The following is a 21,504-nucleotide window of genomic DNA, read 5'->3' as shown; positions in this document are numbered from 1 at the left end:
CGCCGGATTGCGTCACCGGGTTCCCTCGCCGGAATGCGTCGTCGCCGGGCCCCCTCGCGCCGTCCCTCACCGACCGGGCGGATCCTCGCAGGCCAGCCGGAACTCCGCCCAGCGCACCCCGTCCCGCGAGGTCAGGTACTGGCAGCGGTCCTCCTCCTTGAGCAGCCCGACACCGGTGCGGCGCACCCAGGACGTGCCCGCGCCGGTGCGGCGGAAGGTGCGGCCGCCGTCGGCGCTCCCGTACGTCTCGAGCGCGGCCCCGACCGTCACCCGGCCGCCCGGCCCCGGCACCGGCAGGCCCTGGAGCGACCGCGGCTCCGCGGCCGGTCCCGTGGTCCACGTCCGGGTCCAGGAACGGCCGCCGTCCAGCGAGCGGTGCAGCGCCCGCAGCGGGTTCATCACCGGCGCGCCGCCCCGCACCTCCCCCAGCTCCGCCGCGTACACCGCGTCCGGCCCGACGGCCACCGCCACCCCGTGGCCCGGCGTCGTGGCCGTGCTGGGCAGCGGGCCCGTCGTCCAGCGCCGGCCCCCGTCCCGCGACACCGCGACCGCGACCCTGCCGGTGACCGGGTCGGTGCCCGACACCCACCAGGAGCCGTCCGGCTCGGCGACCGGCGCCGGCTGCGGGTGCGCTCCGAGCGCCGGGACCCGGGCGAGGGCCCGCCGCCGCCCGTCCCCCGGCGAGACGACGACCAGCCGCTCGCGGACGCAGGCGTCCGGTGTCACCGGCCCGGGCGGGGCCGCGCAGGCGGTGGTGAGGACCGCGCCCGCCGGGATCTCCGGCGCCGTGCCGACCGTCCGCCGGTCGACCTCGCGCCAGCTCCGCCCGCCGTCCCGGGTGAACCAGCTCCGTTCGGGCTCCTCGCCGCCGCCGTCCTCGACGAGCGCCCGCCCGGAGCCCAGCACCAGCAGCTGCGCCGACACGCCCCGCGAGGGCGCGATCTCCGGCAGCGGAGTGGCCCGCAGCGCCCAGCCGCGGGCACCCGCGTCGAGGACGGCGACCTGCTGGCGGCAGAAGCCCTCGGCCGGCCGCGCCGGATCCGTCACGCACTGCACGAGCAGCGTGAACCCGCTGCCGTCGGCCGCGAAGCCCACGCTGTGCGCCCAGCCGGGCAGGCCCGGCGCGTCCGGTATCCGCGCCGGGAGGCCGTACGGACCGGAGGGGGCGGGGGCCGGGGCGGGGCCCGGGGCACGCGTGCCGGTCGGCGCGGGCACCGGCGCCGGGGCCGGGTCCGGCGTGGGGGGCGGCGTGCGGGCCGGTGCTCCCGTGCACCCCGTCGTCACCGCCAGCGCCAGCGCGACCGTCAGCAGCGCGGCACGGGCCGCCACCCTCCGGGAACCGGGCATCGCGCTCTCCCCCCTGATGTCCACTCCCTCAGAGGGTGCCCATCGCGTTCACCTCGCGAACGGGTTCTCCTCGCCGTCCGCCAGCACGCCCACGAAGGGCTCGCCCTCGCCCGCGAAGACGTACGCCCCGCCCTCGATCCGCTCGATCAGGCCCAGCGTCCACTCCCGGCCCGCGTCCGCCGAGTGCACCCAGAGGTGCATGATCTCCCCGATGTGGCCGAGCTGCTGCGGGCCGCCCTCGGGCGTGTAGTAGCCGGTGACCTCCGCCCGCCAGGCGTCCAGCCCCCGCAGCCGCTCCCGGAGCAGCTCCACGGCCTCGGCGCGCGGCAGGTCGACGATGAAGCCGACGCCCGCCGACAGGACGTCCATCTGCTGGTCGTACGTGGACAGCGCCTCGCGCAACAGCCGCAGGTACTCCTCGCGGCCGGCGTCCGTGATCTCGTACTCGACCCTGGGCGGCCCGCCGGCCGTGCTGGGCGCCAGCTCGTCGGCGCGCAGCAGTCCCTGCTTCGCCATCTGCTTGAGGGCGTGGTAGATCGAGCCCGGCTTGGCGCGGGACCACTCGTGGGCGCCCCAGTACTCCAGGTCGTTGCGCACCTGGTAGCCGTGGGCGCGGCCGTGCTGCTTGACCGCGCCCAGGACCAGAAGACGGATCGCTGACATGCCCCGAGTCTAGGAAGACCGCTGCTCCAGCTCGATCAGCTCGAAGGAACCCTTGCCGTCGAGGGACTCCCGGATGATGTCCGCGTGCCCGGCGTGCCGGCCCATCTCCTGGACCAGGTGCAGCAGCATCCACCGGATGCTGACCCGGCCGTCCTCGGGGAACCAGGGCGCGGGCGGCAGCGGGAAGGTGTCGTCCAGGCTCGGCACGGACCGGACGAACTCCTCGGTCTCCTTCGCCACCGACTGCCAGAAGGCCACCGTCTGCGGAATGGTCTCGCCGTCGAGCAGCCGGAACGCCTCGTTCCAGGTCTCCTGGGTGCGCTGCCGCTCGTTCGGGCGCTGCTGGGCGAGCCGCAGCCAGTTGAGCTCGACCTCGGCGACGTGCTTGATCAGGCCGGACAGGCTCAGCTCGCTGGCACTGGGGCGGCTCGCCGCCTGCTCCTCGGTGAGGCCGAGGGAGGCCCGGACGATCGCGGCGCGCTGCGCCTCGATGAAGTTGAGGAACGCGCCGCGCTCGTCGCCGGGCTGCTCCGCGGGAACAAGAGCCACCATGGTGTCCACCTTCCGTAGGTCGGCCGGTGCGGTTCTCACCGACACCAGCCAAACTACGGGGGATGTAGGTCAGATGCCGTCCTCAATGGCCTCAGAACGGGAAACGGCTGCGTCCGTACTGGATCGAGATCCACTTCTGCGTGGTGAAGGCCTCGATCATCGCCTCGCCGTTGAGCCGGCCGATGCCCGAGTGCTTCTCGCCGCCGAAGGGGACGATCGGCTCGTCGTGCACGGTGCCGTCGTTGATGTGGATCATGCCCGTGTGGATGCGCTTGGCCACCCGCACGCCCCGCTCGACGTCGCCGGTGTGGACGGCGCCGCTGAGCCCGTACGGGGTGTCGTTGGCGATCCGTACGGCCTCGTCCTCGCCGTCGAAGGGCACGACGAGGGCCACCGGGCCGAAGATCTCCTGGCCGAGCACGGGGGCGTCGGGGGCGATCCCGGTGAGGACGGTCGGCGCGACCAGGTTGCCGTCGACCGCGCCGCGCAGCAGCGCGGTCGCGCCGCCCTCGACGGTCTGCTCGACGAGCGCCGAGACGGCCTCCGCCTGCTGGGAGTTGATGAGCGGTCCGATGTGGGTCGCGGGGTCGGCCGGGTCGCCGACCCGCAGGGTCCTGACCTTGGCGACGAACTTCTCGGTGAACTCCGCCTCCAGGGCGCGGTCCACCAGGATCCGGTTGGCGGCCATGCAGACCTGCCCCTGGTGCAAGAACCGGCTGAAGACGGCCGCGTCCACGGCGTAGTCGAGGTCGGCGTCGTCGAGCACGATCAGCGCGCTGTTGCCGCCGAGCTCCAGCACGGCGTGCTTGAAGTTCTGCGCGCAGACGGTGGCGACATGGCGGCCGACGCGGTCGGAGCCGGTGAAGGAGATGACCTTCGGCACCGGGTGGGTCAGCAGCGCGTCGCCGATCTCGGCGATGTCGGTCACGACGACGTTGAGCAGACCCGCCGGCAGGCCGGCCTCCTCCAGGACCTTGGCGACGAGGGTGCCGCCGCAGATCGGGGTGTTCTGGTGGGGCTTGAGGACGACGCCGTTGCCGAGCGCGAGGGCCGGGGCGACCGACTTGATCGACAGCAGGAAGGGGAAGTTGAACGGCGAGATGACGCCGACGACGCCGACCGGCAGGCGGTAGACCCTGTTCTCCTTGCCGTCCACCGGCGAGGGCAGGATGCGGCCCTCGGGGCGCAGCGCCAGCTGGATCGCCTCGCGCAGGAACTCCTTGGCCAGATGCAGCTCGAAGGCCGCCTTCAGCCGGGTGCCGCCGAGCTCGGCGACGATCGCCTGGGCGATCTCCTCCTCGCGCTCCTCGACGATCCGCAGCGCCCGCTCGAAGACGAGCCGGCGGGTGTACGGGTTGGTCTCGGCCCACTCCGCCTGGGCGCGCTCGGCGGCCCGGTAGGCCTGGTCGACCTCCGCGGCGCTGGCGATCGTGATCGAGGCCAGCTTCTCCCCGGTGTAGGGGTTGAAGTCGATGATGTCCCAGGAGCCGCTGCCGGGCTTCCACTCGCCGTCGATGTACTGGTGGGCCAGCTCGGTGAAGCCGGTGAATGCAGACGGCATGGACGAGACCCCTTACCCGCGGTGGCGGACGTCGGCACGGACGGACGCGTCAGCGACGCACTGATGTCACGTCATCGTACTTACGTCTCACGTGAGTTGGAGGAGTCCCCGGAGAAGATCGCGGCTTTCCGCCGGGTTGGGGCTGTCCTCGCGCAGCCGCTCCATCACGCGCGCGTACTGGGCGACCTCCTCGCGCTTGTCGAGATACAGCGCGCTGGTCAGCTGCTCCAGGTAGACGACGTCGGAGAGGTCGGACTCGGGGAAGCTCAGCATCGTGAAGGCACCGCTCTCGCCCGCGTGCCCGCCGAAGCTGAAGGGCATGATCTGGAGCGTGACGTTGGGGTGCTCGGAGATCTCGATGAGGTGCCTCAACTGCCCCTGCATGACGGCCCGGTCACCGTACGGACGGCGCAGCGCGGCCTCGTCGAGCACGGCGTGGAACTGCGGGGCGCGCTCGGAGACGAGGACCTTCTGACGCTCCAGACGCAGCGCGACCCGGCGCTCGATCTCGGCGCGCGGGGCGCCGGGCATGCCGCGGGTGACGACGGCGTGGGCGTAGGCCTCGGTCTGCAACAGGCCGTGGATGAACTGGACTTCGTAGATGCGGATGAGGGAGGCGGCGCCTTCGAGGCCGATGTACGTCTGGAACCAGCCCGGCAGGACGTCGCCGAAGCTGTGCCACCAACCGGCGACGTTGGCCTCGCGGGCCAGCCCGAGGAGCGAGCTGCGCTCGGTCTCGTCACCGACCCCGTAGAGCGTGAGCAGATCCTCCACGTCCCGTGCCTTGAAGCTCACCCGCCCCAACTCCATACGGCTGATCTTGGATTCGGACGCTCGGATCGAATAGCCGGCCGCCTCTCGGGTGATGCCACGCGACTCCCGCAGTCGCCTCAACTGGGACCCCAGCAGGATGCGGCGCACCACGCTCCCGCTCGCTCCGCTCGACTCGCCTGCCGTCACGGCTCCAGCCCCTCCCCTTCACGGTGCACCGAGCCCCCGTCGAGCCCCGGATTCTGCCACTAAACGCTTCAGCGCGTACACATTCGATTACGGATAGGGGGCGGGTTCCGGGCAGGGCGTCACCCTCTCCGGGGAGACTTATCCGCAGATTCGGCACGGGGACGGACAGGTCCGGCGCGTGCACGTGCATCTGCCCTTGCATCCCTCCGGCGCATTCGGAACCATGGAGCCCGGACGGCCGTGTACTCGCGCGCGCCGTCGCACCGTTGTCGCACCAGTTGTCGCACCACAGTCGCGATTCCCGGGAGTGCCTCGCATGGGACCGAATGGATCGACCATGCTCGAGCCGTTACGGCAGGGCCTCCCCCCGATCGATCCCGCGGCCGTCTCCAACTCCGCCTCCTGCGCCCTGCCGCCCCGCTACGAAGCGGTGCGCGGCGCACGGAAGTTCACCAGCCGGACGCTCACCAACTGGGATCTCGCCGACCGTTTCGACGACGTGGCACTCGTCGTCTCGGAGCTCGTCACCAACGCCCTGCGCCACGCGGTGCCGGCGGAGACGGGACCGAGCTGCGAGGAAGGCCTGAACCCGCCCGTGCGCCTGCATCTCATGCGCTGGGCGTCACGCCTCGTGTGCGCCGTGCGCGACCCCAGCCAGGAGAGCCCGGAGGCGCGCGAGGGCGGCGAGGACTTCGCCGCCGAGTCGGGCCGGGGGCTGTTCCTGGTGGAGTCGTTCAGCGACAGCTGGGGCTGGCATCCGCTCGCGGGCACGCTCCAGGGCAAGGTGGTGTGGGCGCTGTTCCGGCTGGGGCCGGAGTGAGCGGCGAGCACAGGACATGCGAGGGATACGTGAGAGGGGCCCCGGTGGCAACAGCCGCCGGGGCCCCTCTCACGTCTCCTGCACCTCACACCAGGTGGTCGAACTCCCCGTCCTTGACGCCGAGGAGCAGGGCCTCTATCTCGGCGGGCGTGTAGACGAGCGCCGGCCCGTCGGGGTGGCGCGAGTTGCGGACGGCGACGTCGCCCCCCGGCAGCTTCGCGAACTCGACGCAGGAGCCCTGGGAGTTGCTGTGCCGACTCTTCTGCCACACGACACCACGAAGCTCCGTGGCCGCCATGCCGTTGTACGCGTGGTGCGCGTGATGCACTGGTAGCTCCCCGAGTTGCTTGGTGCAGGTGTCAACTTCCTCGGATCATAGCTGTGTTCATATGCCGATGCATGAGCAGATGCACGTGCACGCGCCGTGGCGTAGTGACTACGCGACTCCCTGTGCGAGGTCCCGCGATTGCCTCCAGGGCGCCGCCGTGTAGAGTTAATGAAAACGATTCCCATAACGGATACTGTCCCTGCGTACGCCACGTCCCCGCTCCTCTCTCCCCTCTCCCTCTCTCCCTTCCTCCCTCTCTCCCTTCTCCCTCTCTCGTCTCTCCCTCTCTCGTCTCTCCCTCTCCCTCTCTCCTCCGCCCACTCCCCACCTGAGGCAGGTCACCTTGTCCGCCCACTGCCAGCTGACCGGCGCACAGCCCGGCTTCGGCAACCGCGTCTCGCACTCCCACCGGCGCACCTCCCGCCGCTTCGACCCCAACATCCAGCGCAAGCGCTACTGGCTCCCGAGCGAGGGCCGGTACGTGCGCCTCACCCTGAGCGTCCGGGCGATCAGGACCGTCGACACGATCGGCATCGAGGCCGCCGTGGCCCGCATCCGGGCCCGGGGGGTGCGGATCTGATGGCCAAGGCGAGCAAGATCGCGCGCAACGAGCGGCGCAAGCGGGTCGTGGCCCGGTACGCCGAGCGGCGCGCCGCACTGAAGGAGCTCATCCGCCGCCCCGGCACGCCCGAGGCCGACCGGCAGGCCGCGCTCCGCGAACTGCGCCGCCAGCCGCGCGACGCGAGCCCCACCCGGGTCCGCAACCGCGACGCCGTCGACGGGCGCCCCCGAGGCCACCTGCGGAAGTTCGGCCTCTCCCGGGTCCGGATGCGGGAGCAGGCGCACGCGGGGATGCTGCCGGGGGTGCGCAAGTCGTCCTGGTGACACGGCGGTCGCGTCAGGAGCCCGGGATGCCCGGCAGCGAGACCAGTCGGCGGCCCGCGCGGTCGTACAGCGTCACGTCCAGGTCGTCGCCCCCCTGCGGGCCCGGGTCGCCGGACTCCCGCTGCGGCTGGGGCAGGTGCACGTACCAGACGCCCCAGCCGGGGCGGCCGGGCAGTTCCAGGAGGGTCGCGAGCGTCCTGTGCCCGCCGGGGGCGGTCAGTTCGACCCGGCCCGCGTCCCGGGTGCCGTAGTAGAGGCCCGAGTGGAAGACGCCCTTCCCGTCGCCCTCCGACTGGTGGCTCACGCCCGGTGCCGCCGTGTCGACGTTCCCGTCCACGACGCTGCGGAAGTTCTCGTACCCGTCCGTCCCCGTCCAGTGCTTGCCGTCCTGCGTCAGCCACACGGCCGAGCCGCCGCCCGCGTCCACCCGCTGACCCGGCCGCACGATCCGGACCGGCGGCGGGGGGACCGCGACCGGCGTCGTGGCCGACGCGGTCACGGTGGGCGGCGCGGCGACCGACGGGCCGGGGGCCGGGGACGCGTCCGACGCACCCAGCTGCGCCGCGAGGCCGGTCACGGTGCCGACCCCGAGGACCGCGAGCGCCGCGAGGACCACCGCCCTGCGGCGCCTGCGGGCCCGGCCCTCGCGGCGGACGGCGGCCAGCGGGGCGGGACCGGGGGTGATGTCGTGCGCGGCCCGCGCGAACGCGGCGCGCAGACCGTCGTCCAGATCCGTGCCGGACTCGGATGTCATCGTCGGGCTCCGTGAGGGATGGGGGCGGCGGGAGCAGAGGTCGGGCCGGGCAGGGTGAGACCGGGGTGGGCGCGCAGGGCGGCGAGGCCGCGCCGGGCATGGGTCTTGACCGTACCGATCGAGCAGTGGAGCACCGTCGCGATCTCCTGCTCGCTCAGGTCCTCCCAGTAGCGCAGCACCATCACCGCACGCTGCCGGGCCGGCAGGTCCGCCAGCGCCCCGAGCAGCGCGGTGCGCCGCTCGACCGCCTCGGCGTGCCCCGCGTAGGCGTGCCGGACCGACTCCGGCAGCACCGGGGTCAGCAGATGGACCACGCGCTTGCGGCGCAGCCGGCTGAGGTTGTTGTTGACCAGCGCGCGCCGCACATAGAGGTCGACCTCCTCGCGCGGGACCCGGCGCCAGCGCCCGTACACCTTGGCGAGGGTCGTCTGCACCAGGTCCTCGGCCTCGTGGAAGTCGCCCGTCAGGAGCTGCGCCGTCCGCACCAGCCGGGGCCAGGCGGCGAGGGCGAACTCGGCGAAACCGGCGTCCTCTTCGGTGGGTGACTGCGACACGGCGACGGACCTCGTGATCGTCTCGGGGCGGTGAAGGCAGGGCCCGCCCCGTGCCGGGCCCTGCCTTCGGACACGTACGGACACGTACGGACCGGGCGGAACGGATCCGTCAGAACGACGGCAGTTCCGCCAGCAGGCTCCCGTCACGCGCGTACAGCGCGACGGCCGCCCGCTGGCCCGAGGTGCCGGTGTGGGCGTACCAGACGCCCCAGCCGGGGTGGCCCGGCAGTTCGAGGAGGGTCGCGGGCGTCCTGCGCCCGTCGGCGGCGGTCAGTTCGACCCTGCCGGCCTTCTTGGTGCCGTAGTAGAGGCCCGAGTGGAAGATCCCGCTCGCGTCGCCCTCCGACTGGTGGCTGACGCCCGGCTGGGAGCGGTCGATGTTGCCGTCGACGACGCTGCGGAAGTTCTCGAAGCCGTCGGGGCCCGACCAGTGCTTGCCGTCCTCGGTGAGCCAGACGGTGAAGCCGCCCCCGGCGTCGATCCGTTCGCCGGAACGGACCCGGGTGACGGCGGCGGCGGCGCTCGCCGCACCGACGGAGGCGGGGGCCGCGGAGGCGGTGGCCGCAAGGGCGGGGGGCGCAGTCGCCGGGGCCGGGGCGGTCGCCGGGGCCGCGGGACCGGAGGCCGCGGGGCCGGGAGCCGTGGTCACCGCCGCCGTCGGCACCGCGACGGCGACGGCGGCGGCCGGGGCCGTGGTCACGGCGGCGGCCGCGATCACCGCCGCGGCGAGCAGGTACTTCTTCATCCGCGCACTCCTGTCGCTCCGGGGGCGGGTCCTGTCGCCCCCGGCCCTCCACCCCCTTCAACTCCGTTTCCCGGGCCTCCGGATGACACGGCGTACGGAAAACCTCGAAAAACCCGCTACGGCGTGGCCGCCGCGTCCCGCAGGGCCTCCGACAGCTCGTCGAGCGCCTCCAGGAGCAGCGGCGCGCCCTTGCGCAGCAGGAAGTGGTCCGGGGCCCCCTCCCCCGCGTCCCAGGCGTCGACCGTCGCCCGCAGCTCCTCCCAGCCGGGCACCCTCCCCTCACGCACCGCCTTCGCGCCCCGCTCGGTGGAACGGCGCAGCGCCTCCGCGAGGGCCGCGGCCTCGGGCACGCGCGGGGCGCCGCGCTCGGGCAGATGGGCCTCCAGGAGCATGGCGACGCGCCCGAGCTGGGCCAGCGCGTGCTCGGCGTCGTCGGCCGCCGCGTGCGACAGGCCCCGGTGGCGGACCGGCTCGTGGGCGGCCCTGACCAGCCCCTCCTGCCAGGCGATCCGGGCGGCGCGGGTGCCGAGCAGGGCCTCGCGGACATCGGGGCAGGTGGGCCCGGCCGGGTCGGCGTAGCGGGCGACGACGGCGGCCGCGTACCGCCCGTCGGCCACCAGCCAGTCCGCCAGCCGGCCGCGCAGCCTCGGCGTCTCCCAGGCCGGGTAGACCGCGTACGACAGCATCGCGAGGACGCCGCCGAGGAGGGTCAGCAGGACCCGGTCGCGGACGGTCTGGGAGACGCCCTCGCCGGCCATGCCGAGCAGGAAGACCACGTACGCGGCGACGAAGACCTGGCTGGACGCGTATCCCGTGCGCATCAGCAGATACGTCCCGAACGCGCACAGCACCGCGAGCGCCCCCGAAAGGTACGTGCCCGGGTGCGCGGCCTGCACGACGGCCGTCGCGAGGGTGACGCCCACGAGGGTGCCGCCGAAGCGGGCCACGGAACGCGCGTACGTCTGCGTGAAGTCCGGGCGCATCACCATCACCGAGGCCAGCGGCGCCCAGTAGCCGTGGCCGAGCGGAAGGGCGGAGCCGAGCAGATAGCCGGCGCAGGCGACGACCGTGACCCGCACCGCGTGCCGCAGGACCGGCGACTCGTGGCGCAGCTCCGCGCGCATCCGGGCGAGCGCCACCGGGACGAGCCGGACCAGCGTCGGGCGGCTGCGGGCCTCGGCGGCGGTCTCGGTGCGGGGCTCGGCGGTCTCCACGACGTCGCCGAGGAGCGCGGCGAGCCGGGTCGCGGCCCGGCGGGGCGCACCCGACAGGATCGCTCCGGTGTCGGGGGTGCGCAGCGCGGCGACGGCCGGCGGCGGCAGCTCGACCGGCTCGCCGTGCCGGATGGCGTGCGCGGCGGCGTCGAGCACCTCGCCCGCCGCGCCGAGCAGTTCGCGCACCCGGTCCCGTTCCGGGCCCTCGGCGGGCGCGCCGACGGCCGGGTCCGCGAGGGAGGCGAGCACGGGCCTGATCCGCTCGGCGAGCCCGCGCGCGCCGTGCAGTTCGCCGGGGCGGCGGCGGGCCTGGCGCGGGGTGACGGCGGCGGCGCTGCGGGCGGTCATCAGCGGTACCGGGTCGAAGGAGGCGGTCGGGTCGTGGCGCAGCCGCCGGGCGTAGTCGGCCACCGCGGCGAGCGCGTCGGCGAGCGCGTCGCGCTGGGCGCCCCAGCGGCGCACGGGCAGGGCGACGATCAGCGCGGCCTGCACGAGACCGCCGACGGCGATCATCGCCGCGTGGCCGGCGGCGGTGGCCACGGAGGTGGGCAGGGTGACGGTGACCAGCATGATCGCCACGTTGGAGGAGGCGATGATGCCGACGGTGGGACCGACGGCCCAGGCCAGGCCCGCGAGGAAGGTCCACAGGGCGAGCAGGGTGAGGAAGAGGGCCTCGTGGGCGCCGGTGAGATAGCCGAGGAAGGTCGAGACGGCGAGGCTCAGCCCGGAGGCCAGTGCGAGGGTGGGGCGGGGGCGGTACGAGCGCTGGAAGGTCGCGATGGCCGCCTGGAACGCGCCGAACGCCGACGAGGCGGCGACCGCGGGCCCGAACAGGGCGAGCGACACCCCGACGACCAGCGCGAGCCCCAGCGCACCCCGCGCGGCCACGGCGGGCTCCAGCCGCCGCCGCTCGACGGAGAGCCCCGAGCGCGCGGTCTCCTTCAGCGCGCGGAGCCAGCTCATGGGGGTGAGCCTAATGGCGAGGTGGGGTGAAACGGGCATTTGGGTCACCGGTGGGGTGCGCCTGCATCAGGGGGCGTGGCGGTGGCGGGCGCGGGAGGGCGGGGCGGTGGCGGGCGCGGGAGGGCGGGGGTCATGGCACGGCGGAGGGTCGGAACGCGGCACGGACAAGGCCGCAACGCAGCACGGCGGAAGGCAGGGCCGTGGCACCGCGAAAGCCGGACCGTGGCCCGGCAAAAGCCGGACCGTGGCCGCTACGAGCGGATCTCGCCCCGCGGCGGGGCTCCCAGGCCCGCCCGGTCCGCCGCGCTCGTGCCGTGCGACCAGCCCGCCTCGTCCCACGCGGCCCGGACCCTGCTGGTGCGGGTCTCGGGGAAGAGCTCGTCGGTGCGGGTGGTGACCGCGACCTCGCGGGTGGCCAGGGCCGGGAGCAGGGTCGGCGCCTCGGCGGCGACCCGACGGGACGTGGCGGAGAGGCGGGCGCCGAGCCGGTTCGCGTAGGCGAGGAAGAAGGACTGGCGGAAGGACTTGGTGCGCTTGCGGCCGCCCGCGCGCTGTTCCGCCTCCGCCCGGGTCATCGCGGCCGTGCCCTGCACGAGCAGTGAGGTGTAGAGCAGCTCCACCGGGTCGAGGTCGGCCTCGAAGCCGACGACCGTCGAGAAGCCGAGGCCCTCGTTCCACACGGCCCGGCAGTGGTTCGCCGTCGCCACGGCGTCCAGGAGGATCGCCTTCGCCTGCTCGTACGGCGCGTCGACGCCGATCCGGATCGCCCCGGGCGTCTCCGGCGAGGGCGCGCCCGCCGCGAGGCTCGCCTCGTCGAGGCTGTGGCGGGCCATCAGCTCCTGCGCCTTCGCGGTCAGGGCCTCGGCCTCCTCCGCGTAGGTGGTCGCCTCGGCCTTCGCGAGCAGCGCGCGGATCTTGGACAGCGTCCTGGGCTCGCCCGCGACCGGCGGGGGCAGGGGCTCGCCCGGTACGGGGCCGACGGCGTCGAGCCGGGGCAGCCGGACGAGCAGCCGGTACAGCTCCAGGACGCCCGTCGCGTACGAGAAGCGGTCGGCGGTCCAGACGTCCTGGTCGAGCGCGTCGAGCTGGGCCCCCCAGCGGTGCGGGAGGCGCTCGTAGCGGGCCGTCTCCGCGCGGACGATCCCCGAGAGCAGCCGGACGTGCTCGTCGGACAGTTCGCGCCGGGCCATCCGCACGAGGTCGGCGGGCTGCCAGCCGCGCGCCCAGAGGGAGCGGACGAACTCCTCGCCGCGGCGGGACAGTTCGGCGTCGGCGGACGGGTCGGCGGCGAGCAGGGACGCGGCGGTGTCCAGGGCCCGGTCGTCGTTTCCGTAGAGCGCCTTGAGGGCCTCTTCGACGGTGGCGGCGGGGCCGGCGCGCCCGGCGTCGCCCGCACCGGCGCTGCCCGCGCCCTGGCCCGCGCCCGTGCGCCTGCCGCCGCCGGCGTCGCCCGCGCCCTTGCCCGCGCGCCTGCCACCGCTCATGCCGCATGCCCCTTCGACCGCCCGTACGTCCCTCCCATGGTCCCAGGCCCGCCCCCGGGGGTAGGGCGGGCCCTACCCCCGGGACGCCCCCCAGTGGTCGTGATCGGGGCCGGCGGAAACGGTTCGCTTGAGCCATGACCAGCTACGCCGTACGCCTCCGCGGCCTGCGCCGCCACCATCGCGACGTCCGCGCCCTCGACGGCGTCGACCTCGACGTCCCCACCGGGACCTTCACGGCCGTGATGGGTCCCTCCGGCTCCGGGAAGTCCACGCTGCTGCAGTGCGCGGCCGGACTCGACCGGCCGACGGCGGGGACCGTCGAGGTCGGCGGGGTGGCCCTGGAGGGCCTGAGCGAGCGGCGGCTGACGCTGCTGCGGCGGGAGCGGATCGGGTTCGTCTTCCAGTCCTTCAACCTGCTGCCCTCGCTGACCGCCGCCCAGAACGTGGCCCTGCCGCTGCTGCTCGCCGGCCGCCGCCCGTCCCGCACGCGGGTGCGGGAGGCGCTGGCGAGGGTCGGCCTGGCGGGGCGCGAACGGCACCGGCCGGGCGAACTGTCCGGCGGCCAGCAGCAGCGCGTCGCGCTGGCCCGCGCGCTGATCACCGCCCCGGCGGTCCTCTTCGGCGACGAACCGACCGGCGCGCTCGACTCCACGACGGGCCGCGAGGTCCTGGACATGCTGCGGGAGCTCGTCGACCGCGACGGCCAGACGATCGTCATGGTCACCCACGACCCGACGGCCGCGGCCCGCGCGGACCGGGTGGTCTTCCTGGCCGACGGCCGCATACGAGGCGAGCTGCACGCCCCGACGGCGCAGACGATCGCGGGGCGGATGGCGGGCCTGGAGACGGGGGGCGCGCGGGGGCGGGGGCGGGGGGCCGTGGCGACGGCGGGAGGTGCCGCAGCGGGTGGCGGGCCGACGCGCGGCGGGTCAGGGGCGGGAGGCGGGACGGCGGCGGGAGATGGTGCGGCGGGAGGCGGGCCGACGCGCGGCGGGGCGGCGGCGGAAGGCGGGCCGACGCCCGGCCACCCCACAGGGGAAGGCGGCCCGACGCCCGCGCGCCCGGCGCCGCCAGACCGCTCGACACCCGTGCACCCGCCAGCGGGAGGCCGCTCGGCCGCAGGCGATTCGGCGCCCGGTCGCCCCGCTCCCCGAGGCGGGCCGGCGCCCGGCGCCCACGCCCTCGCCCCCACCCGCGCCCCCGCCGGCCCGGCCGCAGGCGGTGCGGCGTGCTGACCGTCGTGTTCGCCGGGCTGCGGGACCGTTGGACGGCCCTCCTCGGGGGGTTCGTCGCGCTCGCGCTCGGGGTGGGGCTGCTCGTCGTCATGGGGGTCGGTCTGTCCGCGACCGGACGCGCTCCCGAGCGGGCGCCGGAGCGATTCGCGTCCTCGCCCGTCGTCGTGCAGGGTCAGGACCACCTCTCCGTCGAGGTGCGGCGCGGACCGGAGACGACGGTGGTCGACGCGCCGCTCGACCGTCCACAGCCTGTGGACACCGAACTGCTGCGCGAGCTGCGCGCCCGCTGGACCGTCACCGTCGCGGGCGGGCCCGACGCCGTCGGGGTCGACGCCCCCGCCGGCGCGGTGCGGGCCCTGGCCGGCACCCGCGCGCGGGTGCTCACCGGCGACGAGCGGCGCCTCGCCGACCCGGGCGCCGGTCACGACGCACAGGCGCGCGTCACCCTCGACGCCCTGCTCGGCACCGCCGGCGGCGTCAGCGCCTTCGTCTCCGTCTTCGTCGTCGCCTCCACCTTCGCCTTCGCCGTGGCGCTGCGGCGGCGCGAGTACGGCCTGCTGCGCACCGTCGGGGCCACCCCCGGCCAGCTGCGCCGGATGCTGCTCGCCGAGGCGGCCTGCGTCGGCGTCCTCGCCTCGGCCGCCGGCTGCCTGCTCGGCGCCAGGGGCGCACCGTGGCTCGCCCGGGCCCTGGTGGACGGCGGGGTGGCACCGGACTGGTTCCCGCTCGCCGTCCGGGACGGTGGCACGTCCTGGCCCTTCCACGCCGCCTTCTGGACCGGTGTCACCGTCGCCCTCGCCGGCGCCTTCGCCGCCTCCCGCCGGGCCGGGCGCATCGGCCCTGCCGCCGCCCTGCGCGAGGCGGACGTCGACACCGACGTACTCCCCCTCGGCCGGGCCCTGCTCGGCGCGGTCCTGCTCCTCGGCGGCCTCGGCCTGCTGGTGTGGACGTACGCGACGGAGCCGTCCGAGCTCCTGAAGCGCAAGGCGTACACGACCCAGCCGATGCCGCTGATCACCGGAGCCGCCCTGCTCGCCCCGCTCCTCGTCCGCCCCGCCGCGCGGGCGGTGCGGCTGCCGGGGGCGGTCGGGATGCTCGTACGGGAGAACGGCGCGGCCGCCGTCCGCCGTACCGCCGCCGTCGCCGCCCCCGTCCTGGTGACGGTCGCCCTCGCGGGCACCCTGCTGGGCTCCGCGGCGACCGTGACGGGCGCGAAGGCCGCCGAGGCGGCCGGGCAGACCCGCGCCGCCTACGTCACCACCGGCACCGCGCTCCCCCGCCCCACCGGACCGGGCGCGTCCGCCACCGGGGCCACCTCGGTCTTCGTACGGGACGGGGAGGAGGCCCTGGTCAAGTACGGGGCGCGGGTCGTGGCCGACCCGGCGGCCTGGGCCTCCTACGCCCGGCTGCCGGTCCTCGCGGGCGACCCGCGGGACCTGGACGACCGGTCGATCGTCGTCAACGAGGAGTTCGAGCGGCACACGGTCGGCGAGACGGTGGAGGTGTGGCGGGCGGACGGCCGCGGGCCGGTGCGGCTGCGGGTCGCGGCGGTCCTCGCACGCGGGACCGGCTCCAACGGACCGTACGTGACCTGGGCGAACGCCCCGGGCGCGACCGTGGACCGGATCGACAGCGACCGTCCCGCGCCCGTACCCGTACCCGGCGGGACCGTCCGCAGCGCCGCCGACTGGGCCGCCGCCACCCATCCGACGACCACCCCCCAGACCCGCCTGGGCCTGCTCCTGGTGCTCGGCATCGCCCTCGTCTACACGGTGATCGCCCTCGCCAACACCCTGCTCATGGCCACCTCGGTGCGCGGCCCGGAACTGGCGTCCCTGCGCCTCGCCGGGGCCACCCGCGGGCAGGTCCTGCGGGCGGTCGCGGGCGAGACGCTGCTGGCCGTCGGCATCGGGGCGGTCCTGGGCCTGGCCGTCACCGCGGTCTGCCTCGCCGGGCTCGGCGGCGGCCTCGCGGCCCTCGCCGCACCGGTCGCGCTCACCGTGCCGTGGAGCCAGGTGGCGGCCGCGGTGGGGGTGTGCGCGGTGGCCGCGACGGGCGCCTGCGCGCTCCCCGCGTGGCGGTTCACGCGCTGAGGAGCGAGGCTGGGGAGTCGGGACGGGACAGGGACCGGGGTCGGAGCCGGGTCCCTGTCCCGTGCCGTCCGGAAGGGCCGCACCCCCGTGTCGCCCCCTCCGGAGCCGGACGGCCCGCCTGCCGGTTGTCAGTGCGGGCGGCTACGTTGCGCCTGTCGGTCCGAGGTGCGGGCCGAGGAAGCGCGGGGATCGGGGGATCCGCATGCACATGCATCTGAGAGCCGCTGCGGAGGCGGAGATCAGGGACGACCACGCCTGGCTCGAGGCCTTCATGTCCAGGGCCTGGGAGCACCACCAGGTGGAGTGCGCGGCGGGGATCGCCGACTCCGTGGAGAAGGACTTCCACCTCCTCCACGAGCTCTACTCGGCGAGCCCCGACCCGGCCGCCTGGCTGCCGGTCTTCGGCGGGCGCCAGCCGGCCGGGGCGGCGGCCGACGCCGTCCCCGACCCGCCGCTGATCCTCCTGGAACCGGCCGAGGTGCGCACCGCCGCCGCGTTCCTGGCGGGCACCGCCTTCGAGGAGCTGTGGGACGCCGGAGGCGCCAAGATCGTGGCCCATTTCGGGCCCGACTGGGCCGAGGCCCTGGTCGAGGAGATCTTCCGGAGCCACCACCGGGACCTCACGGCGTTCTACCGGCGGGCGGCCGCGGCGGGGCACACGGTGGTCAAGGCCGGCTGGTTCTAACCACACCAGCCAGCCCCGAAGGACCGGCCCACTTCCCGTTCCCGGCTCGGGCGCCCAGCTCTCGGGCGCCCAGCTCTCGGCTCTCGGGCGCCCTGGTCCCGTCGCTCGGCCGGCCTGCTCCCGTCGCCGGACCGCCCTGCGCCCGTCCCTCGGCCGCCCTGCACCCGTCGCCGGACCGCCCTGCACCCGTCCCTCGGCCGCCCTGCACCCGTCGCCGGACCGCCCTGCACCCGTCCCTCGGCCGCCCTGCACCCGTCCCTCGGCCGCCCTGCACCCGTCGTTCGCCGTCCCGTCTCCCGGACAGCCCCACTCTCCCCCGCCCTACAGCAGGATCACCAGCTTGCCCCGCACGTGACCCGACTCGCTGATCTCCTGGGCGCGGGCGGCCTCCTTCAGCGGGAAGGTCTCCGCGAGGTCCACCCGCAGCCGGCCCTCGGCCACCAGGGCCGCCTGGGCGGTCAGCTGCCGGCGGGCCACGGACTCCTCGACCGTCACGCCGGAGAAGACGATGCCGTGCTCGGCGGCGTCCGGGGCTGCGATGGTGACGATGCGGGACTTCTCGCCGCCGAGGAGCTCGATCGAGACCGGCAGGGTGTCGTGCCCGGCCGCGTCGAAGACCGCGTCGACACCCCCCGGGGCGGCGGCGCGGACCCGGTCGGCGACGCCCTCGCCGTAGGTCACGGGGGTCACGCCCAGCTCACGCAGAAACGCGTGGTTCCGCTCGGACGCCGTGCCGATCACCGTCACGCCCGCCGCGACGGCCAGCTGCGCGGCGACCGCGCCCACGGCACCCGCGGCGCCGTGCAGGAGCAGCGTCTCGCCCGGGCGGACGGCGAGCAGGTCGAGGACCCGCTGGGCGGTCTCGCCCGCGACGGGGAGGCTCGCGGCCTGCTCCCAGGTGAGGGCGGCGGGCTTGGGGGCGAAGGTGCCGGCGATGGCGTACTCGGCGTAGGCGCCGGTCTTCGTCCAGCCGAACACCTCGTCGCCGACGGCGACTCCGGTCACGCCCTCGCCGAGCGCGTCGACCGTGCCCGCGAACTCCAGGCCGGGTACGGCCGGGAAGGTCGTCGGGTAGAACTCCTCCACCCACCCGTAACGGCGCTTCCAGTCCACCGGGTTGACGCCGACCGCCGCCACCTTGACCCGCACCTCGCCCGCACCGGGCTCCGGCACGGCCACGCCCGACGCGTGGCGCAGGACCTCGTGGCCGCCGAACTCCTCGTACACGATCGCTTCCATGGTTCCCCGTCTCCTCGACTCCTCGGCGCTGCCGCGTTCCGCGTCGCACGCCCGCCTACTTGCTTGCTTGCTCGCTTGCTCGCTTGCTCGCTCGCGCGCTTGCTTGCTCGTCCGCTTGCTTGCTCGTCCGCTTGCTCGCTCGCCAGCTCCTGATGGATCAAGCTTCGCCGCCGCCCCACCCCCGCCCGCCCATCCGAACGGACAGTCCCACCTGACCGAAAGGACGGCCGAGCCACGAGCCGCGGCCGTACCCTGGTCCTCATGGAACTCACCGCCACCAGCGCCCTGTTGGCCGCGCACGACGTCATCCGGCAGCCGCTGGGCGAGATCCTGCCCCGCCTCTCCGAGGTCCTGGATCCGCTGATCCCGCACCGGGCGGCCGCCGAACTGTCCACGCACTGCGCGCACTCGCCGTTCAAGCGGACCGGCGGCCCCGAACTGCCCTTCACCGCCGCCGAGCTCACCCCGCTCCTGGCCGCCGGCGTCCCCGGCGAGCCCTGGCAGGGCCGCGCCACCGTCGCAGGGGCCGAGCGCGAGGTGGTCGCGGTGCGCAGCGACGCCACGCCCCGCGGCTCGGTCCTCGTCCTCGTACGGGAGGAGGGCGCCGAGCCGGCGGGCGCGCCCGAACTCGCCCTGGCCCAGGCCCTGTGGGACCTGGTGACCAGCCACTTCGACCGGTTCGCGAGCGAGGCGGTGCCCGACGCCCTGGCCCGTTCGCGCACCGCCGCCGACACCCGGGCGCGGGTGACCGCCGAGCTCACCACCGCGCACGCCGCCGCGCTCTCCGGGGTGCTCGGGGTGCTGCGCAGCCGCGCCCTGGACGACACGGCGGCGCGGGCCACCGCCACCGAGCTGGCCGTGTCGGCCCTGATCGAGCTGCGGGCGGAGTCGCAGCGGGACCGCTCGGTCGCCGAGGAACCGGCCTTCGAGGCCTTCGCCCGCCTCGCGGACGCGCTGCGCCCGATGCTGAGGCACAGCCCCGTACGCCTCGAACTCGGCCCGCCCGACTCCGTGCGCACCCTGCCCGCGGACGTGGCACACGGCGCCCGCGCGATCGTCCGCGCCCTGCTCCTGATCGTCCTGGAGCAGGAGGCGGTCTCCCGGGTGCACGTGGGCTGGACCCTCACCGAACACGAGCTGCGCGCCACGGTGCGCGACGACGGCCCCGGCCTCCTCGACGCCTGCCCGCTGGGCGCCGGCAGCATCACCGACCGGCTGGAGGTCCTCGGCGGGCGCCTGGAGCTGGACGCCGTGCCCGGCTGGGGCACCACCCTCACCGCGACGGTGCCGCTCGCCACCCCGGAGGCCCCGGCAGCCGCGATGAGCCCGCTGGCAGACCTCGGGGAACGGGAGGTGGAGGTCCTGACCCACCTGGCGCTGGGCCACCGCAACCGGCAGATCGCGCAGGAGCTGCACATCAGCGAGTCCACCGTGAAGTTCCACGTCGCCAACATCCTGAACAAGCTCGGGGTCGGCTCCCGCGGCGAGGCGGCGGCACTGTTCCACCGGGCGGCCTGAGGCCACTCCCACCAGGCGGCGTAGGCCTCCGGGGCGGCGTGAGCCTCCAGGGCGGCGTAGGCCTCCAGGGCGTCGTGGGCCTCTCCCCCAGGCGGCGTAACGCCTTGCTCCCGCGCCCGGCCCGGCGCGACGGTCGATTGTCAGTGGCGGGTGCCAGACTCGCACCCGTGAACGAAAGGTGGGCACTCGCGCCCGAGCCGGAAGGGGACGGGGCCCTGCTCGCCCCCCTCGGCGCCGACGGGCTGCCCGCCGGTCCGGTGCGCCGCGAGCCGGATCTGGTCGCCTCCGTCCGCTCCCGCCCGGACGTCGCGCGCTGGGTCTGGCGCGCCACCTCCGAGGTGTATCCGAGGCTGCTCGCCGCCGGCGTCCGCGTCGAGCGGTGTTACGACGTCGAGGACGCCGAGCAGCTCCTCCTCGGCCACGAGGGGCGGCTCGGCGAGCCCCGCTCGGCCGCGGCCGCCCTGGCCCGGCTGCGGAACGAGCCGGTGCCGCCCGACCCGCCGCCCAGAGCCGCCGAGCCGGGCTCGCAGGACTCCCTCTTCGAGCCGCAGCCCACCGCCGGCGTCCCCTTCGAGGGCCTCCTGGAGGTGTACGCGGAGCAGCAGCGCCGCCACGACCGGGCCGAGCACCCGGGGCGGATGCGGCTGCTCACCGCCGCCGAGTCCGCGGGCATGCTGGTCGCCGCCGAGATGCACCGCGCCGGGCTGCCCTGGCGGGCCGACGTGCACCGCGAGGTGCTGCACGGCCTCCTCGGCGAGCGGTACGCGGGCGGCGGCGAGCCGCGCCGGCTCGCGGAGCTGGCGGACGAGGTGTCCGCCGCCTTCGGACGCCGGGTGCGGCCCGATCTGCCCGCCGACGTGGTGCGGGCCTTCGCCCAGGCCGGGATCCGGGTGCGGTCCACCCGGCGCTGGGAGCTGGAGGAGATCGACCACCCGGCGGTCGCGCCGCTCGTGGCGTACAAGAAGCTGTACCGGATCTGGACGGCGCACGGCTGGTCCTGGCTCGCCGACTGGGTGCGCGACGGACGCTTCCGCCCGGAGTACCTGCCGGGCGGCACGGTCAGCGGGCGCTGGACCACCAACGGCGGCGGGGCGCTGCAGATCCCGAAGGTCATCCGGCAGGCCGTGGTCGCCGACGAGGGCTGGCGGCTCGTCGTCGCCGACGCCGACCAGATGGAGCCGCGGGTGCTGGCCGCGATCTCCCGCGACCCGGGCCTGATGGAGGTCGCCGGCCACCCCGACGACCTCTACACCCGGCTGTCCGACCGCGCCTTCTCCGGCGACCGCGACCACGCCAAGCTGGCGCTGCTCGGCGCGATCTACGGGCAGACCAGCGGCGACGGACTGAAGAACCTGGCCGCGCTGCGCCGCCGCTTCCCGCGCGCCGTGGCCTATGTGGACGACGCGGCGAAGGCGGGCGAGGAGGGCCTCCTGGTGCGCACCTGGCTGGGCCGGACCAGCCCGCGGGCGGCGGGCGCGGGCGAGGACGAGGAGGCGGGTCTGCCCCAGGCCGCGGCCGCGGAGGACGCCTCGGAGCAGTACGTCCCCGGGTACGCGTCGACCGACGCCCGGGCCCGGGGCCGCTTCACCCGGAACTTCGTCGTGCAGGGCAGCGCCGCCGACTGGGCCCTGCTGATGCTGGCGGCGCTGCGGCGCGCCACCGCGGGGATGCGGGCCGAGCTGGTGTTCTTCCAGCACGACGAGGTGATCGTGCACTGCCCGGCCGAGGAGGCGGCGGCGGTCACGGAGGCGATCCGCGCGGCGGGCGACGAGGCGGGGCGGATCGCGTTCGGGCAGACGCCGGTGCGCTTCCCGTTCACGACGGCGACGGTGGAGCGCTACTCGGAGGCGAAATGAGGCGGTCCGGGCCTCCGCCGAGGCCCGGACCGCCGCTTGGGGGGTGCC

The 21,504-nt window shown here is 75.3% G+C and carries 19 protein-coding genes and 1 pseudogene; 8 read left to right on the top strand and 12 right to left on the bottom strand.

Annotation, left to right across the window (positions count from 1 at the left end; translation table 11 throughout):
• Nucleotides 1–66: 66 nt before the first annotated feature.
• The 5 genes from ACH414_RS13685 to ACH414_RS13665 all read right to left on the bottom strand — a co-directional run bounded on the left by ACH414_RS13685 (nucleotide 67) and on the right by ACH414_RS13665 (nucleotide 5,083).
• Nucleotides 67–1,347: a WD40/YVTN/BNR-like repeat-containing protein gene (locus ACH414_RS13685; protein WP_398941892.1), complete on the bottom strand. Its 1,281-nt coding sequence runs from the start codon at nucleotides 1,345–1,347 to the stop codon at nucleotides 67–69.
• Nucleotides 1,348–1,395: 48 nt separating this feature from the next.
• A complete protein-coding gene (locus tag ACH414_RS13680) occupies nucleotides 1,396–2,010 on the bottom strand; it encodes a PadR family transcriptional regulator (RefSeq protein ID WP_382546829.1) in 615 nt (204 codons plus the stop codon).
• Between the two features lie 9 nt (nucleotides 2,011–2,019).
• Nucleotides 2,020–2,562: a DinB family protein gene (locus ACH414_RS13675; RefSeq protein ID WP_382546832.1), complete on the bottom strand. Its 543-nt coding sequence runs from the start codon at nucleotides 2,560–2,562 to the stop codon at nucleotides 2,020–2,022.
• A gap of 91 nt (nucleotides 2,563–2,653) precedes the next feature.
• Entirely contained in the window at nucleotides 2,654–4,123 is a 1,470-nt protein-coding gene (locus ACH414_RS13670) for an aldehyde dehydrogenase family protein (RefSeq protein ID WP_398941890.1), read from the bottom strand.
• 87 nt (nucleotides 4,124–4,210) lie between these two features.
• On the bottom strand, nucleotides 4,211–5,083 hold the full coding sequence (locus ACH414_RS13665; RefSeq protein WP_398941889.1) for a helix-turn-helix domain-containing protein: 873 nt from the start codon (nucleotides 5,081–5,083) through the stop codon (nucleotides 4,211–4,213).
• 316 nt (nucleotides 5,084–5,399) lie between these two features.
• Between ACH414_RS13665 and ACH414_RS13660 the strand changes: the two genes are divergently transcribed.
• Entirely contained in the window at nucleotides 5,400–5,903 is a 504-nt protein-coding gene (locus ACH414_RS13660; RefSeq protein ID WP_382546841.1) for an ATP-binding protein, read from the top strand.
• A gap of 85 nt (nucleotides 5,904–5,988) precedes the next feature.
• Here ACH414_RS13660 and ACH414_RS13655 read toward each other — a convergent pair whose 3' ends face one another.
• A complete protein-coding gene (locus tag ACH414_RS13655; RefSeq protein ID WP_063992029.1) occupies nucleotides 5,989–6,201 on the bottom strand; it encodes a DUF397 domain-containing protein in 213 nt (70 codons plus the stop codon).
• Nucleotides 6,202–6,574: 373 nt separating this feature from the next.
• Between ACH414_RS13655 and rpmB the strand changes: the two genes are divergently transcribed.
• Together rpmB and rpsN are read left to right on the top strand one after the other, a co-directional pair.
• Nucleotides 6,575–6,811, top strand: coding sequence for a 50S ribosomal protein L28 (gene rpmB, locus ACH414_RS13650; protein WP_382546844.1), 237 nt, complete (start codon nucleotides 6,575–6,577; stop codon nucleotides 6,809–6,811).
• The gene (gene rpsN, locus ACH414_RS13645) at nucleotides 6,811–7,116 is read left to right on the top strand and encodes a 30S ribosomal protein S14 (protein ID WP_382546847.1); all 306 of its coding nucleotides are present in this window, start codon (nucleotides 6,811–6,813) and stop codon (nucleotides 7,114–7,116) included. Before rpmB ends, rpsN begins: the two co-directional genes overlap by 1 nt.
• Nucleotides 7,117–7,129: 13 nt before the next feature.
• On the opposite strand, the gene ACH414_RS13640 is transcribed toward rpsN, so the two are convergent.
• The 5 genes from ACH414_RS13640 to ACH414_RS13620 form a co-directional block, all read right to left on the bottom strand.
• Nucleotides 7,130–7,870: a hypothetical protein gene (locus tag ACH414_RS13640; RefSeq protein ID WP_382546850.1), complete on the bottom strand. Its 741-nt coding sequence runs from the start codon at nucleotides 7,868–7,870 to the stop codon at nucleotides 7,130–7,132.
• On the bottom strand, nucleotides 7,867–8,424 hold the full coding sequence (locus ACH414_RS13635; protein WP_391770098.1) for a SigE family RNA polymerase sigma factor: 558 nt from the start codon (nucleotides 8,422–8,424) through the stop codon (nucleotides 7,867–7,869). The genes ACH414_RS13640 and ACH414_RS13635 overlap by 4 nt, the downstream gene beginning before the upstream one ends.
• Before the next feature lie 109 nt (nucleotides 8,425–8,533).
• Nucleotides 8,534–9,169 carry a hypothetical protein gene (locus ACH414_RS13630; protein WP_398941886.1) on the bottom strand — a complete coding sequence of 212 codons (636 nt, stop codon included), beginning with the start codon at nucleotides 9,167–9,169 and terminating at the stop codon, nucleotides 8,534–8,536.
• Nucleotides 9,170–9,285: 116 nt separating this feature from the next.
• Nucleotides 9,286–11,346 carry an FUSC family protein gene (locus ACH414_RS13625; protein WP_398941885.1) on the bottom strand — a complete coding sequence of 687 codons (2,061 nt, stop codon included), beginning with the start codon at nucleotides 11,344–11,346 and terminating at the stop codon, nucleotides 9,286–9,288.
• Between the two features lie 251 nt (nucleotides 11,347–11,597).
• On the bottom strand, nucleotides 11,598–12,830 hold the full coding sequence (locus tag ACH414_RS13620) for a DUF2786 domain-containing protein (RefSeq protein WP_398941882.1): 1,233 nt from the start codon (nucleotides 12,828–12,830) through the stop codon (nucleotides 11,598–11,600).
• A 134-nt stretch (nucleotides 12,831–12,964) separates the two neighbouring features.
• Between ACH414_RS13620 and ACH414_RS13615 the strand changes: the two are divergent.
• The 3 genes and pseudogenes from ACH414_RS13615 to ACH414_RS13605 all read left to right on the top strand — a co-directional run.
• Nucleotides 12,965–13,690: pseudogene (locus ACH414_RS13615) on the top strand (ABC transporter ATP-binding protein); the annotation flags it as partial.
• A gap of 368 nt (nucleotides 13,691–14,058) precedes the next feature.
• Complete coding sequence (locus ACH414_RS13610) at nucleotides 14,059–16,158, top strand: FtsX-like permease family protein (protein ID WP_398941880.1); 2,100 nt, start codon at nucleotides 14,059–14,061, stop codon at nucleotides 16,156–16,158.
• A 202-nt stretch (nucleotides 16,159–16,360) separates the two neighbouring features.
• Nucleotides 16,361–16,843 (top strand): DUF1877 family protein, encoded by a 483-nt coding sequence (locus tag ACH414_RS13605; RefSeq protein WP_398941878.1) that lies wholly within the window; start codon nucleotides 16,361–16,363, stop codon nucleotides 16,841–16,843.
• Between the two features lie 321 nt (nucleotides 16,844–17,164).
• Here the strand turns inward: ACH414_RS13605 and ACH414_RS13600 are convergent, their stop codons facing one another.
• The gene (locus ACH414_RS13600) at nucleotides 17,165–18,082 is read right to left on the bottom strand and encodes an NADP-dependent oxidoreductase (protein ID WP_398941876.1); all 918 of its coding nucleotides are present in this window, start codon (nucleotides 18,080–18,082) and stop codon (nucleotides 17,165–17,167) included.
• Nucleotides 18,083–18,343: 261 nt separating this feature from the next.
• Between ACH414_RS13600 and ACH414_RS13595 the strand changes: the two genes are divergently transcribed.
• Entirely contained in the window at nucleotides 18,344–19,600 is a 1,257-nt protein-coding gene (locus tag ACH414_RS13595; protein ID WP_382546872.1) for a hybrid sensor histidine kinase/response regulator transcription factor, read from the top strand.
• Between the two features lie 167 nt (nucleotides 19,601–19,767).
• On the top strand, nucleotides 19,768–21,456 hold the full coding sequence (locus ACH414_RS13590) for a bifunctional 3'-5' exonuclease/DNA polymerase (RefSeq protein WP_382546875.1): 1,689 nt from the start codon (nucleotides 19,768–19,770) through the stop codon (nucleotides 21,454–21,456).
• Nucleotides 21,457–21,504: the final 48 nt, after the last annotated feature.

The organism is Streptomyces sp. NPDC020422 (assembly GCF_044386705.1).
GTDB lineage: Bacteria > Actinomycetota > Actinomycetes > Streptomycetales > Streptomycetaceae > Streptomyces.
The sequence above is the reverse complement of the archived record's forward strand: the minus strand, read 5'-3'. Positions and strand labels throughout refer to the sequence as shown.

What these genes read in the sequence shown, in the direction of transcription:
- ACH414_RS13685 (WP_398941892.1), bottom strand. Translation starts at nt 1,347, where the DNA reads ATGCCCGGTTCCCGGAGGGTGGCGGCCCGTGCCGCGCTGCTGACGGTC.
- ACH414_RS13680 (WP_382546829.1), bottom strand. Translation starts at nt 2,010, where the DNA reads ATGTCAGCGATCCGTCTTCTGGTCCTGGGCGCGGTCAAGCAGCACGGC.
- ACH414_RS13675 (WP_382546832.1), bottom strand. Translation starts at nt 2,562, where the DNA reads ATGGTGGCTCTTGTTCCCGCGGAGCAGCCCGGCGACGAGCGCGGCGCG.
- ACH414_RS13670 (WP_398941890.1), bottom strand. Translation starts at nt 4,123, where the DNA reads ATGCCGTCTGCATTCACCGGCTTCACCGAGCTGGCCCACCAGTACATC.
- ACH414_RS13660 (WP_382546841.1), top strand. Translation starts at nt 5,400, where the DNA reads ATGGGACCGAATGGATCGACCATGCTCGAGCCGTTACGGCAGGGCCTC.
- ACH414_RS13655 (WP_063992029.1), bottom strand. Translation starts at nt 6,201, where the DNA reads ATGGCGGCCACGGAGCTTCGTGGTGTCGTGTGGCAGAAGAGTCGGCAC.
- rpsN (WP_382546847.1), top strand. Translation starts at nt 6,811, where the DNA reads ATGGCCAAGGCGAGCAAGATCGCGCGCAACGAGCGGCGCAAGCGGGTC.
- ACH414_RS13640 (WP_382546850.1), bottom strand. Translation starts at nt 7,870, where the DNA reads ATGACATCCGAGTCCGGCACGGATCTGGACGACGGTCTGCGCGCCGCG.
- ACH414_RS13630 (WP_398941886.1), bottom strand. Translation starts at nt 9,169, where the DNA reads ATGAAGAAGTACCTGCTCGCCGCGGCGGTGATCGCGGCCGCCGCCGTG.
- ACH414_RS13625 (WP_398941885.1), bottom strand. Translation starts at nt 11,346, where the DNA reads ATGAGCTGGCTCCGCGCGCTGAAGGAGACCGCGCGCTCGGGGCTCTCC.
- ACH414_RS13620 (WP_398941882.1), bottom strand. Translation starts at nt 12,830, where the DNA reads ATGAGCGGTGGCAGGCGCGCGGGCAAGGGCGCGGGCGACGCCGGCGGC.
- ACH414_RS13605 (WP_398941878.1), top strand. Translation starts at nt 16,361, where the DNA reads ATGCACATGCATCTGAGAGCCGCTGCGGAGGCGGAGATCAGGGACGAC.
- ACH414_RS13600 (WP_398941876.1), bottom strand. Translation starts at nt 18,082, where the DNA reads ATGGAAGCGATCGTGTACGAGGAGTTCGGCGGCCACGAGGTCCTGCGC.
- ACH414_RS13595 (WP_382546872.1), top strand. Translation starts at nt 18,344, where the DNA reads ATGGAACTCACCGCCACCAGCGCCCTGTTGGCCGCGCACGACGTCATC.